11 protein-coding genes are annotated in these 12,293 nt (G+C 64.1%); 2 read left to right on the top strand and 9 right to left on the bottom strand.

Translation table 11 applies throughout. From position 1 onward, the window contains the following. Positions 1-5: 5 nt before the first annotated feature. The gene (locus K289_RS0124840) at positions 6-575 is read right to left on the bottom strand and encodes a L,D-transpeptidase (RefSeq protein ID WP_035685635.1); all 570 of its coding nucleotides are present in this window, start codon (positions 573-575) and stop codon (positions 6-8) included. A gap of 204 nt (positions 576-779) precedes the next feature. Between K289_RS0124840 and K289_RS0124835 the strand changes: the two genes are divergently transcribed. Together K289_RS0124835 and K289_RS0124830 are read left to right on the top strand one after the other, a co-directional pair. After that, positions 780-1,466 carry a response regulator transcription factor gene (locus K289_RS0124835; RefSeq protein ID WP_027554029.1) on the top strand — a complete coding sequence of 229 codons (687 nt, stop codon included), beginning with the start codon at positions 780-782 and terminating at the stop codon, positions 1,464-1,466. 58 nt (positions 1,467-1,524) lie between these two features. Continuing rightward, positions 1,525-1,968: a cyclic nucleotide-binding domain-containing protein gene (locus K289_RS0124830; RefSeq protein ID WP_027554028.1), complete on the top strand. Its 444-nt coding sequence runs from the start codon at positions 1,525-1,527 to the stop codon at positions 1,966-1,968. Between the two features lie 56 nt (positions 1,969-2,024). Here K289_RS0124830 and xth read toward each other — a convergent pair whose 3' ends face one another. The 8 genes from xth to K289_RS0124785 form a co-directional block, all read right to left on the bottom strand. Next, positions 2,025-2,840, bottom strand: coding sequence for an exodeoxyribonuclease III (gene xth, locus K289_RS0124825; protein WP_027554027.1), 816 nt, complete (start codon positions 2,838-2,840; stop codon positions 2,025-2,027). Between the two features lie 115 nt (positions 2,841-2,955). Continuing rightward, complete coding sequence (locus K289_RS0124820; RefSeq protein ID WP_035685649.1) at positions 2,956-3,687, bottom strand: outer membrane lipoprotein carrier protein LolA; 732 nt, start codon at positions 3,685-3,687, stop codon at positions 2,956-2,958. A gap of 182 nt (positions 3,688-3,869) precedes the next feature. Further along, positions 3,870-6,347 carry a DNA translocase FtsK gene (locus K289_RS0124815; RefSeq protein WP_027554025.1) on the bottom strand — a complete coding sequence of 826 codons (2,478 nt, stop codon included), beginning with the start codon at positions 6,345-6,347 and terminating at the stop codon, positions 3,870-3,872. 9 nt (positions 6,348-6,356) lie between these two features. Continuing rightward, positions 6,357-7,571 carry an aminotransferase class I/II-fold pyridoxal phosphate-dependent enzyme gene (locus K289_RS0124810; RefSeq protein ID WP_027554024.1) on the bottom strand — a complete coding sequence of 405 codons (1,215 nt, stop codon included), beginning with the start codon at positions 7,569-7,571 and terminating at the stop codon, positions 6,357-6,359. Between the two features lie 315 nt (positions 7,572-7,886). Continuing rightward, positions 7,887-8,291, bottom strand: a complete 405-nt coding sequence (locus tag K289_RS0124800) for a GFA family protein (protein WP_027554023.1) — start codon at positions 8,289-8,291, stop codon at positions 7,887-7,889. Between the two features lie 122 nt (positions 8,292-8,413). Then, entirely contained in the window at positions 8,414-10,012 is a 1,599-nt protein-coding gene (locus tag K289_RS0124795) for a caspase family protein (RefSeq protein WP_035685647.1), read from the bottom strand. Positions 10,013-10,231: 219 nt separating this feature from the next. Then, complete coding sequence (locus K289_RS0124790) at positions 10,232-11,680, bottom strand: ammonium transporter (protein ID WP_027554021.1); 1,449 nt, start codon at positions 11,678-11,680, stop codon at positions 10,232-10,234. Between the two features lie 37 nt (positions 11,681-11,717). Next, positions 11,718-12,056 (bottom strand): P-II family nitrogen regulator, encoded by a 339-nt coding sequence (locus tag K289_RS0124785; RefSeq protein WP_027535364.1) that lies wholly within the window; start codon positions 12,054-12,056, stop codon positions 11,718-11,720. Positions 12,057-12,293 lie beyond the last annotated feature (237 nt).

Here is a 12,293-nt window from a genome sequence, read left to right as displayed (position 1 = left end):
GTCCCTCACCCGATGATGATTTTCGTCCGCGGCCCCAGCCGCCGCAGCAATTGCAGCATCGCGGACTTGGTCATCGAGACGCAACCCGCGGTCGGACCGAAATTGTCGCGGGCCAGATGCAGGAACACTGCGCTGCCCCGGCCGGCGATGCGAGGCTTCGTGTTGTGATCGATCTCGATGATGAAATCGTAGAGGTGGTCAGCCCGCTTGAGCCGGTCGCCGCCCTGCTCCCGCCCGAGCCGGACCGCCTGATTGTAGTGCCGGTCGCTTGGGTTCTCGCACCAGGCATCCTCATCGCCGATGCTTCGCGCCGGCAGGAATGTTTGCGGGCGGCTGTGGCGATCGCCCCGCCACCATAATTGCCGCGGCCGGAAGCTGCCCCTGGGGGTGCCGCCATCGCCCTCACGCTTGTTGGCCAGAATGCCGCCGCGCCCCAGCGCCACCGGAATCGTCAGCTCTCCGGCCGTCAGCCAACCCCGGCGCGGATTACCGGCGGCAGGCTTAACGCGGATCGCCGATAGCGGTCCCGCGCGACGATTCTTGATGTAACCAATTGAAATCGCTTTATTTTTCATACGAACGTGCGATGTCGAATTCATTACGGGACATTCATCAAGACGGCCTGCTATTCTGAGTTAGAGTAATTCTGGCTTGTGAATCGGTAACAGCCCACTACTTCAAGACGAACAACAATAAAAACAGCGACCCCTAAACTTTACCATCGCGGCTGGGCGCGGCATCCGCGCGCGTCGAGCCGGACTCCAAAAGGATGATCCCCAATGCCCAATGCCCGCAAGATCCTGATCGTGGATGACGATTCCGATCTGCGCGATACGTTGGTGGAGCAATTATCGCTGCACGAAGAATTTGAAGCTTCCGCCGTCGATACCGGCGCCAAGGGAGCCAGCGCCGCGAAGGCCAACTCCCCCGATCTCGTTCTGATGGATGTCGGCCTGCCCGATACCGACGGCCGCGAGGTGGTCCGCTCCTTGCGCAAGGGCGGATTCAAGGCCCCGATCATCATGCTGACGGGCCATGACACCGACTCCGACACCATTCTGGGCCTGGAATCCGGTGCCAACGATTATGTCGCAAAGCCCTTCCGTTTTGCCGTGCTGCTTGCGCGCATCCGCGCGCAGCTTCGCCAGCACGAGGCCAGCGAGGACGCGGTGTTCTCGGTCGGCCCCTACAGCTTCCGCCCCGGCTCCAAGATGCTGACCGCCGCCAACGCCCGCAAGGTGCGGCTGACGGAGAAGGAAACGGCGATCCTGCGCTTCCTCTACCGGGCCGGCCAGATGCCGGTCTCGCGCGAGACCCTGCTCCAGGAGGTCTGGGGCTACAATTCCGGCGTCACCACCCACACACTGGAAACCCACATCTACCGCCTCCGCCAGAAGATCGAGAAGGACGCGGCCAACCCGGAAATCCTGGTCACGGAAGCCGGTGGCTACAAGCTGGTGCCGTGATACGCTTCAGAGGCGCACGAATCGTTTCAAATCGCGCGCCTTTGAGCCTCGGACCTGAATGTCAATCGACGACGACGTAGCGCTGCTCGAGCGTGTCCCGACCCTGCGCCTGTTGGGAGACGCCTCGTTGCGGATGCTCGCGATCGGCTCCGAGCAGCGTGACTTCGTCCGCGGCGACGTCCTGTTCAATCTCGGCGACGACGCCGATGCCGGCTTCGTGGTCCAGCGCGGTGCCTTTCGGGTCGATGACGGCGCCGGCGCCGAGATGATCGCAGGTCCCGGCGCGTTGATCGGCGAGCTCGCGCTGGTGGTGCCGATGAAGCGGCCGTCGAGCGCGATCGCGCTTGAGCATTCCTCCGTCATCCGCGTCTCGCGCAGCCTGTTTCAGCGCGTGCTGGAGAGCGACCCTGCCGCCGCGGTCCGCCTCCGCGATGAATTTGCAGTTCGCTCCAGCCAGATCGCCAGCGACATTCTGATGGCCGGCGCGAAGCTGACGTCGTAGCTCTCTCCCCTCGTCATTCCGGGCTCGCGCTAGGCGCGCCCCGGGATGACGAGAGGTCACACCTCCAGCGTCACCGTCACCGGGACGTGGTCCGACGGCCGCTCCCAGCTCCGCGCGTCGCGCAAGATACTGAAATCGCTGACCGCATCCTTCAGTGCCCGCGAGACCCAGATGTGGTCGAGCCTGCGGCCGCGGTCGCCGACGGTCCAGTCGGCGGAACGGTAGCTCCACCACGTATAGACCTTCTCCGACATCGGGATGCGCTCGCGCGCGACGTCGATCCATTCGCCGGCATTCAGTGCCGCCAGCAGTTTCTCGGTTTCGACCGGTGTGTGCGACACCACCTTCAAAAGCTGCTTGTGCGACCACACGTCGTTCTCGTGCGGGGCGACGTTGAGATCGCCGACCAGGATGTGGCGGTCCTCACCGCGCGGATGCAGCGGCTCGCAGGCCTTCATCTCGTCGAGAAAGCGGAGCTTGTGATCGAACTTTTCATTCAGCGCGGGATCGGGAATGTCGCCGCCGGCGGGGACGTAGAAATTGTGCAGCACCAGCGGCTTTGCGATGTTGGCTTTTTCGCCGAACGACACCGAGATATGGCGCGAATCCACCTTGTCGCAGAAGGTGCGGACATCCTTCGACTCGAACGGAATCTTCGAGACGATGGCGACGCCGTGATAGCCCTTCTGCCCGTTCAGCGCGACATGCTCATAGCCGAGCCGCTTGAATCGCTTCATCGGAAAGGCGTCGTCGATGCACTTGGTCTCCTGCAGGCACAGCACGTCCGGCCGCGCGCTCTTGAGGAATTTCGCGACGAGATCGATGCGCAGCCGCACCGAATTGATGTTCCAGGTTGTCAGGGAAAGACGCATGGGAACTGCGTCTTAGCAAGCTCCCGTAGGGTGGGCAAAGGCGCAAAGCGCCGTGCCCACCGTCTTTTCGAGCTTGGGAATGGTGGGCACGCGTCGCTTTGCCCACCCTACGCACCTAACCCGGCGCGGGGCCGTAATTGGTGAAGTCGATCTTGAACATGCTGGGATCGAGCCTCTTGCTCGTATCCAGATTATAGACCGCGAAGGTGGTGTCGTAGCCCTGCGGGTCGGTCACGGTCCACTGCTTCAACTGGCCGTCCTTGGCGCCGATCATCAGCAGCAAGCGGCTGGTGCCGACCAGCGCCTGCTTCTCCTCGATGGTGACGCTGATGAAGAGATCGTCCGCGGTCACGCTGACGACGTTGGTGTCCTTCATCAGATCGATGCGGTCCGACAGCAGGAAGCGCAGCGGCGTCTGTGACAGCGGATAGACGTCTTGGGTCGCGAGCTTGCGGTCGCGCACGACCACCGACGAGCCATCGGCGATGATGTCGATCGGGCTCGGCGGATCGTACTCGACGCGCATCTTGCCGGGCTTCTGGATGTAGAAATCGCCTTGCGTCTTGCTGCCGTCGGGGCCGACCTGGACGAAATTCCCGACCAGCGTCGACAGCGAGGACAGATAGGCGCTGACCTTGGCGGCCTGGGCCTTCTGGTTCGCATCGAAAGTCTGGAAGATGCTGCTCGGCACGTTGCGGCGGGGATCCGGGATGATCGGATTCGGTGGCGCCTGCGTCGCGCCCGTCGTCGCAGGCCCGCGCTGTGCGTCGGAAGCCGACCCGTCCCGGCCCTTCGGCGCGGGCTTCGGCACAGGCACGTTCTGGGCAAACGATGTCGCGGTCACCATCCCGGCGGTGACGAGAAGCACGCCGACAACGCGCGCGCTTCGCGCGGCGAAGGAGGCAGCGAATCGAATGTCCGGATGTCTGGTCAACGCATCGTCCTGTTATGCCAAGGCGCCCTTTTACCGTGATTTCGGGCAAAAGCAGATCGTTTTTGCGTGAAAATATCATTCTGAGGCGGCTTGCCTCACATATGGCTGTCTTCTTCCTCGACCAGAATCTCGCGTTTGCCGGCGTGATTGGCGGGGCCGACAATGCCTTCCAGTTCCATGCGCTCCATCAGCGATGCGGCACGGTTATAGCCGATTTGCAGACGGCGCTGGATGTAGCTGGTCGAGGCCTTGCGGTCGCGTTTGACGATCGCGACGGCCTGCGCGAACAGGTCGCCGCCGCCATCCGCGCCCATGCCAGTGGCGTCGAACACCGCGCCGTCCTCGTCCTCGGTCGGCTCCTCGGCCGTGACCGCCTCGAGGTATTCCGGCTGTCCCTGCGTCTTGAGGTGACGCACCACCTTCTCGACTTCCTCGTCGGACGCGAACGGGCCATGCACGCGGCTGATACGGCCGCCGCCCGCCATGTAGAGCATGTCGCCCTGGCCCAGCAGCTGCTCGGCGCCCATCTCGCCGAGGATGGTTCGGCTGTCGATCTTGGAGGTGACCTGGAAGGCGATGCGTGTCGGGAAGTTCGCCTTGATGGTGCCGGTGATGACGTCGACCGACGGACGCTGCGTCGCGAGGATCACATGCAAGCCGGCGGCACGCGCCATCTGCGCGAGGCGCTGCACCGCGCCTTCGATGTCCTTGCCGGCGACCATCATCAGGTCGGCCATTTCGTCGACGATGATGACGATGTAGGGCAGCGGCTCGAGCGAGAGCTTCTCTTCCTCGTAGATCGCCTTGCCGGTCTCCTTGTCGAAGCCGGTGTGCACCGTGCGCGTCGGCTCTTCGCCCTTGGCCTTCAATTCGACCAGGCGCGTGTTGTAGCCGTCGATGTTGCGTACACCGAGCTTGGCCATGTTCTTGTAGCGCTCTTCCATCTCGCGCACGGCCCATTTCAGCGCGACCACCGCCTTCTTCGGATCGGTCACGACGGGCGTGAGCAGATGGGGAATACCGTCATAGACGGACAATTCGAGCATCTTCGGATCGACCATGATCAGCCGGCACTGATCGGGCCGCAGCCTATAGACCAGGCTGAGGATCATGGTGTTGATGGCGACCGATTTGCCGGAGCCGGTGGTACCGGCGATCAGCATGTGCGGCGTGCGCGCGAGATCGATGATGACGGGATCGCCGCCGATGGTCTTGCCGAGGCAGAGCGGCAGTTTCGCCACCGTCTCGGTCGCCTCCTTCGCGACGAGCAATTCGCGCAGGTAAACCTTTTCGCGATGCGCGTTCGGCAGTTCGATGCCGATGGCGTTGCGGCCGGGAACGACGGCGACGCGCGCCGACAGCGCGCTCATCGAGCGGGCAATGTCGTCGGACAGGCCGATCACGCGGGACGATTTGATACCGGGCGCGGGCTCCAGCTCGTACAACGTGACGACGGGACCCGGATTGGCCTTCACGATCTCGCCGCGCACGCCGAAGTCCTGCAGCACACCTTCGAGCGCGCGCGAATTGGCCTCGAGCTCGGCCTTGCTGAGCGGCTGGCGATCGGCGGCCTTCGGCGCCGCCAGCATCGAGACGGAGGGAAGATCGAACTTGTCGGAGGACTTCTTCGCAGCCGCCTTCGGCGCAGCCTTCTTGCGCGGCGCGCGCGCGGCGGGCTCCTCTTCCTCTTCTTCCTCCTCCTCCTCTTCCTCGTGCTCTTCCTCGTAGTCCTCGTCCTCGGACTGCGGCGAGATCGAGGGTGCGGCGCGGCCGCCGCCGAGATTCGGCTCCTGACGATCGAAGCTAACGGCGCGGGCCTTGGACCCGCTCGAGACCAGCGTGCGATAGGCGGTGCCGAGCAGCCAGGTGAGCCGTGCCTTCGTGCTCATCAGCGCATGGAACAGCCAGCCCAGCGACACCGAGCCGCGATCCTGGTCTTCGTCCTCCTCAATCGGCGCATCTTCGTCCTCGATCGATGCGAGCTCCTCGTCGTGCTCGCGGGCGCCGAGGCCGCAGGCGATCAGGAAGGTCGCGGCCATCGCCACGAACAGGATGACGCCGAGCACCATGCGATAGATCATGCCGGGCGGTCCGAAGATCACAGCGGGCGCGCGCACCAGCGCGTCGCCGACCACCCCGCCGATGCCAGTCGGCAGCGGCCAGGCGCCGCCATGCGGCCAGCAGCTGGCAAAGCCCGCCGCGATCACCGTGCAGAGAATCCAGGAACCGAGCCGCAACGCCTCGCGGTCGAAAGGACGGTGGGTCAGCATGCGCCAGCCCCAGACCGCGACGGTCAGGACCAGCATGATCGCGCCCAGCCCTAGGATCTGCATGGCGAGGTCGGCGCCGATCGCGCCGGCATAGCCCAAAATGTTTCGGATCGGCCGCGATGTCGCGTGGCTGAGGCTGGGGTCTTGTACCGACCAGGTCATCAGCGCGGTCGCGGCGACGCCCGACAATCCGATCAGGCCGAGGCCGGTGAGCTCGCGCATGCGCCGCGTCAGCGCCTCCCGGATCGAGGGTGGCAGATGGCCGACCAGTGGAATGACACGTTCGATTGCCGACATGCTCATGGGCCCCGCCTAACCCAGAGTCTCGACCAGGCGATGCAGCGCCTGGGCTGTGGTCTCACCGTCCTGCACCAGCGCGAGGCGAATGAAGCCCGCGCCCGGATTGAAGCCGTCAGGCTGCAGCCGCGCCAGGTAGCTGCCTGGCACCACACGCACGCCGGCGTCCTTGAAGAGCTTAACGGTCACGGCCACGTCGTCGCCGAGTTCGGAGGTGTTGAGCCAGACGCAGAAGCCGCCGTCGGGCCGGCGATAGCCATAACGATTGCCGATGATCTGGTCGGCGAGATCGAACTTGATCCGGTAGAGCCTGCGGTTCTCCTCGACATGCGCCTCGTCGCCGTAGGCAAAGGTCGCGACGTGCTGGAGCGGCACCGGCACCTGCGGCGCCGCGATGTTGCGCAGCTCCAGGAACATGCCGATGAACTTCTTGTCGCCAGCGGCGAAGCCGACGCGCAGGCCCGGAAGGTTCGAGCGCTTCGACAACGACTGGAACGCAGCCACGCGGGTGAAATCGGGGCCGGCGCATTCGAGTGCACTGCCCGGTGCTTCGCGGGTATAGATTTCCGAGTAGCACTCGTCGCTGAGGATCATGAAGCCGTAGCGATCGGCGAGCTGTTTCAAGCGCCTGAAATAGTCGGGCTTGGCGACTGAGCCTTGCGGATTGGCGGGCGAGGCCAGATAGAACGCCACGGTGCGCGCCAGCGTCGCCTCGTCGATGGCGTCGAGATCAGGCAGGAAGCCGTTTTCGACGGTGGTCGGCAGATAGACCGCCTCACAGGCTGCGGCACCGGCGCCGGCGCCATAGACCGGATAGAACGGGTTCGGCATCAGGATGGCCGGCTTGCCGGGACGCGGACCGACATAGCGCGCTGCTGCGATCGCGGCGAGGAACAGCCCCTCGCGGCTGCCATTGAGGACGAGAATCTCGCTCTTGGGGTCGAGCGGTCGCGGCAGCTTGAAGCGCGACGATAGCCAGGCGCTCGCTGCTTGGCGGAACGGCTCGGTGCCCTGGTTCATCGGGTAACGGCCGAAATCGGCGGTGTGCTTGGCCAGCACCGGGCCGACGAAGTCCGGCACCGGATGCTGCGGCTCCCCAACGGCAAGCGAAATCAAGGGCTTGCCGGGTTGATGCGGCGCCAGCAGCTCGTTCAGCCGGACGAAGGGCGAGCGTTGGGAATCGGAGCTTCCACCGCCCAGCGGCGCACGGGATGAAGCGGTCATGGCCATTCGTTGGGCGCCAGCACTCTTGGAACTGCCGGTCACGGAAAGCGCCGGCGGGAAGCGGTTCAGTTCACCATAGATAGGGCGAGGTTAAGACGCGATTAACCATCGGCGGGCGGGTCCGTCCAGACCGGAATAATTAGACGGGAACAATGGGATGCGCCCTTCAGCGAGGACCGCCGGTTCCCGATGGCTCGATGTTGGACGAGCCCGTCGTGCAGCGTACGGTCTGCGCCGATACGGATCGTCATCCCGATCTTTCGCGCGTCGTCATGGCCGACGCGCGCTGACGCTTGATCGGGCGTGATCAGTGCAGCTTCCCTAGTGACCCGGCAGCTTCTCGAATGTCGGCATGCCCGAGGGGATCTGATGGAACTCCTGCTTGTCGCAGGTGTAGATCGCCATTTGTGGGTGGAACTGCGCGGGCTCATCCAGAGTGCCGACCTTCAGGATCGCGGCGGGGAGGCCCGGAACCTTGGTCACCAGATGGGTGCCGCACTCGGCGCAGAATTCGCGGGTGACGGCGCGTTCGAGGTCCTTGCGGGTGAACTGCTTGGGCTGTCCGGTGATGTAGGTGAAGCCGGCCGCCGGCATTGCGATGAAGGTGTTGGGCGCGCCGCCCGAGATGTACTGGCACTCGCGGCAATGACACTGCGCCTGCATCATCGGATCGCCCTCGGCGACGTACCGCACCTCGCCGCAATAGCATCCACCTTCCAGTCGCATGGCGACCTCCCTTTTGTTGTTCGTTGAGGCCGATATTTCTGCGCCGGCGGCCTCGAATGGCAATCTTTTTCTTTTGCGCGCGCGGATGAAAAAGACATCGCCCCGCAACAGGCCTGCGGCAGCTATCTTTTGGCCAGTCCGCAGCCGCTGAACCCGCGACCGCGCCAGCATCCGCTGCTCATGCACTCCGCTTCCAGCCGCGGACAAGCGGTTGAAGCGCAATTCGGATTGCCGCTGATATCGACGCAGTTTACGGCGCACTTGCTCCGCATCATCGAACAGCTCAACCCGCCCCCGGTCTGACGGGCCTTTCCACCCTCCCGCTGTTCGGGCGGGATCACCGCCGTCTTGTCGTCGCGCTTGGTGGCCCGTTTTGAATCGGCATGAGGTGGGTTTGCATCCGGGCTCTGCGGCGCGAGCTTCGACAATTCCATCCGGCACGGCCGCGGCGTCTCGGTGCGAACGCCGGCTCCGCTCGCCTCCTTCAGCGCGAGGACGACCTTGTACTGGTAGGGACTGCCGGCGGGTCGGCGCAGCGGGTCATTCTCGGCAAAGAGACCTTTGACTGTGATGCTGGCGCTGCCATCGGCCTCGATCCTTCCATCAAAGACGGACGAACCGCGCTTGCCCTCCTCGCCGAAAACGGAGTGAAGGACCCCATCCTTGATGCGCAAGGCGTACTGGTAATAGCCCTCCGGAAAGGGCGGTTTGCTTTCGCAGGTTTCCTTGCCGATCCAGGTGCCGTCGAAGGCGGTCGTGCGCTTGTCGTCATCTGCGGATTTTGCCAGCGCTGCGATGCGCGTTTTCGCGAGGTCCGCGAACGCGCAGGCCGGGAAGCGGACGAGGTGGTCCTTGAATGCCGCAAGCCTTCCGAGCGCTTCCGCGCTACGCCAATGATCGGCGGCATCCGCGCAGGGATCGGCCTGGGGCGCCGATGGCGCCAACGCGGCCGTCTCGGGCTTGCCGTTCAAATAATACTCGCCAAAGAACGACAGTGAGAGTTCAGGCACCTGCGTGCCTTTGGTCCGCTGGTAGACGCCGGCGCTGATGGTCTGAAACACGGTATTGATGTTGTCCCTGTCGCGGATGTGTTCGAGGAACGCGCTGGTATAGGGACTATTGCGGCCGTCGCCGTCATCGGCGGTCCGGCCGGCCTGGGTAGCGTAGGAGATGATCGTGCCGTCCGGGCTCTCCATCTTGGCCAGCCCGCGCGCCACCGCTACCCCGCGGCCCTGCCCTACGTTGCGGCGCAGCTCGTCGGCAAATGGATTGTCGCGGCAGGCATCGAGCACGAGGATGCGCAGGTTCTTCGCCTGCTGCAGGTCTGCAAGGATCTCGTCGGCGCGCACCAGGCGTCGCAGGTCGACCTCGTCGCGGACGACCGCATCGACGGGCACGAGATAATTGACGCCGGCAAACTGGAGCGCGTGCCCGCTGTAATAGAACAAGGCAACGTCCGCGCCGCGGGCGTCGCGCGCAAAGCGAAGGACGGCCTCCTGCATTGCGGCCTGGTCGAGATCGGTTGCGACCAGAGGATCGAATCCGGCCCGCTTTAGCGCCGCCCCGACGTCGGCGGCGTCGTTGGTCGGATTGGGCAGCGTAGGAACGTTCCTGTAGGCGCCGTTGCCGATCACCAGCGCGACGCGCTTATCGGCATGGGCGTCAAGCGCCGACAGAGCAAACGACAGGAAGCACAAAGCCAGGCATTGAAACAAACGCATGAAACTCTGCTCCAAATGGGGAGCATGATATTCGCCGACTTTGACATTTTGCAATTTGACTTACGGCGATTTCGTCGCTGGACGCGCTGCGGCGCGGCACAAAAAGAAAGGGGCTCCAACTTGCGCTGGAGCCCCTCAACGGTCAGGGCATTGCCGGGTATGTGCCCGAACCGTAGTTCTGGGCGCGACCCCCGAGGAGATCGCGCCCCGGGAGAAGAGTTACATGTTGTAGGCGCGCTCGGTGTGCTCGGTGATGTCGAGGCCTTCACGCTCGCTCTCGACATTGGTGCGCAGACCAACGATCACGTCGACGACCTTGTAGAGGATCGCCGAGCCGACGCCCGACCACACCAGCGTGGTGCAGACGCCCCAGGTCTGGGACAGCATCTGCGCCGCGAAGTCGTAATCGGCAACCTTCGGCGGGATCGCGGTGTAGTCCATGATGCCTGCGCCACCCAGGGCCGGGTTGACCAGGATGCCGGTGCCGAGGGCGCCGACGATGCCGCCGACGCAGTGCACGCCGAACACGTCGAGGGAGTCATCGTAGCCGAGCGCGTTCTTCACGACGGTACAGAAGAACAGGCAGACCACGCCGACCACGAGGCCGAGGACGATCGCACCCATCACGCCGGAGTAGCCGGCCGCCGGGGTGACCGCCACGAGGCCCGCGACAGCGCCGGAAATGACGCCGAGCACCGACGGGTGACCCTTCACGATCCACTCCGCGAACATCCACGACAGCGCGGCGGCCGCGGTGGCGACGAAGGAGTTGGTCATGGCAAGGGCAGCGCCGCCATTGGCTTCGAGGTTGGAGCCGGCGTTGAAGCCGAACCAGCCGACCCAGAGCAGCGAGGCGCCGATCATCGACATGGTCAGCGAGTGCGGAGCCATCAGCTCCTTGCCGTAGCCGATGCGCTTGCCGATCAGGAGCGCGCCGACGAGGCCGGCGATACCGGCGTTGATGTGAACGACGGTGCCGCCCGCGAAGTCGATCGCGCCCTTCTTGAAGATCCAGCCGGCGTCGGCGTTGATCTCGTCGAGCTTGGCCTGCGCCGCGGTCTTCGCAGCCGCATCACCCGCCGCAGCGAGTGCCTTGGCCGCATCCTGGATCATGTCCGGGCCGGGCCAGTACCAGACCATGTGCGCGATCGGGAAGTAGATCAGCGTGACCCAGAGCGGGATGAACAGGGCGATCGCCGAGAACTTCATGCGCTCGGCGAAGGCGCCGACGATGAGGGCGGGCGTGATCGCCGCAAAGGTCATCTGGAAGCACATATAGATGAGCTCCGAGATGTTGGCGTCGACGCTGAAGGTCGCGGCCTTCGAGTCGGTCGTGACGCCCATCATGAAGGCCTTGGTGAAGCCGCCGATGAAGTCGGAACCGCCGGTGAAGGCGAGGCTGTAGCCGTACACGGCCCAGATCACGGTGACGACGCAGACGGTGTAGAACACCTGCATCAGGACCGAGAGCATGTTCTTGGAGCGGACGAGGCCGCCATAGAACAGCGCGAGGCCCGGGATCGTCATCAACAGCACGAGCACTGTCGATGTCAGCATCCAGGCGTTGTCTCCCTTGTTGACCGTTGGCTCGGCGTAGGCCGCGGTCGCAGCGAACATGCCGACTGCGAGAGCCGCCAATCCCGCGCCATAGGGACGCTTAAACGTCATTTCATTTACTCCTGATTGGATAAGGTTGAGCGCGAAATCAAAGGGCCGCGGCGTCGGCCTCGCCGGTGCGGATGCGAACCGCATGGTCGAGGTTGATGACGAAGATCTTGCCGTCGCCGATCTGTCCGGTTTTCGCAGCGGACGTGATGGCGTCGATGGTCTTGTCGACCTGCTCGGAGGCGACAGCGACTTCGATCTTGATCTTGGGCAGGAAGCTCACGGCGTATTCGGCGCCGCGATAGATTTCCGTGTGGCCTTTCTGACGGCCGTATCCCTTGACTTCCGTCACCGTAAGACCGTGAACGCCGATGGCGGTCAGGGCGTCACGGACTTCTTCCAGCTTGAATGGCTTGATAATCGCCATAACAATTTTCATGGGTCCTATCCCCGCTTGGGCCCGGTCCGGACGTGGCCGGGCGTTTCTCGACTGGTTCGCCACGAGGGAGAAGTTTCACTACGCGGGCACAGCCGGGACCCGTAGAATCAAATGCCGTGCCAGATCGTCCGCCTTGCCTAACGGACTATGAAAGCGGGGGTTTTCGCGCTCGACGGGTGGTGCGGTGCGGTGCGCTATTACGTCGCGCTCAAAACGTAGTCAGGCCTGCTCAAAGTG

Origin of the sequence: Bradyrhizobium sp. Cp5.3 (genome assembly GCF_000426265.1) — a bacterium.
GTDB lineage: Bacteria > Pseudomonadota > Alphaproteobacteria > Rhizobiales > Xanthobacteraceae > Bradyrhizobium > Bradyrhizobium neotropicale.
Note: the sequence above shows the minus strand (reverse complement) of the source record. Positions and strands in the feature narration are given on the sequence as shown.

What these genes read in the sequence shown, in the direction of transcription:
- K289_RS0124790 (WP_027554021.1), bottom strand. Translation starts at nt 11,680, where the DNA reads ATGACGTTTAAGCGTCCCTATGGCGCGGGATTGGCGGCTCTCGCAGTC.
- K289_RS0124820 (WP_035685649.1), bottom strand. Translation starts at nt 3,687, where the DNA reads ATGGTGACCGCGACATCGTTTGCCCAGAACGTGCCTGTGCCGAAGCCC.
- K289_RS0124830 (WP_027554028.1), top strand. Translation starts at nt 1,525, where the DNA reads ATGTCAATCGACGACGACGTAGCGCTGCTCGAGCGTGTCCCGACCCTG.
- K289_RS0124815 (WP_027554025.1), bottom strand. Translation starts at nt 6,347, where the DNA reads ATGAGCATGTCGGCAATCGAACGTGTCATTCCACTGGTCGGCCATCTG.
- K289_RS0124835 (WP_027554029.1), top strand. Translation starts at nt 780, where the DNA reads ATGCCCAATGCCCGCAAGATCCTGATCGTGGATGACGATTCCGATCTG.
- K289_RS0124785 (WP_027535364.1), bottom strand. Translation starts at nt 12,056, where the DNA reads ATGAAAATTGTTATGGCGATTATCAAGCCATTCAAGCTGGAAGAAGTC.
- K289_RS0124800 (WP_027554023.1), bottom strand. Translation starts at nt 8,291, where the DNA reads ATGCGACTGGAAGGTGGATGCTATTGCGGCGAGGTGCGGTACGTCGCC.
- K289_RS0124840 (WP_035685635.1), bottom strand. Translation starts at nt 575, where the DNA reads ATGAAAAATAAAGCGATTTCAATTGGTTACATCAAGAATCGTCGCGCG.
- K289_RS0124810 (WP_027554024.1), bottom strand. Translation starts at nt 7,571, where the DNA reads ATGGCCATGACCGCTTCATCCCGTGCGCCGCTGGGCGGTGGAAGCTCC.
- xth (WP_027554027.1), bottom strand. Translation starts at nt 2,840, where the DNA reads ATGCGTCTTTCCCTGACAACCTGGAACATCAATTCGGTGCGGCTGCGC.
- K289_RS0124795 (WP_035685647.1), bottom strand. Translation starts at nt 10,012, where the DNA reads ATGCGTTTGTTTCAATGCCTGGCTTTGTGCTTCCTGTCGTTTGCTCTG.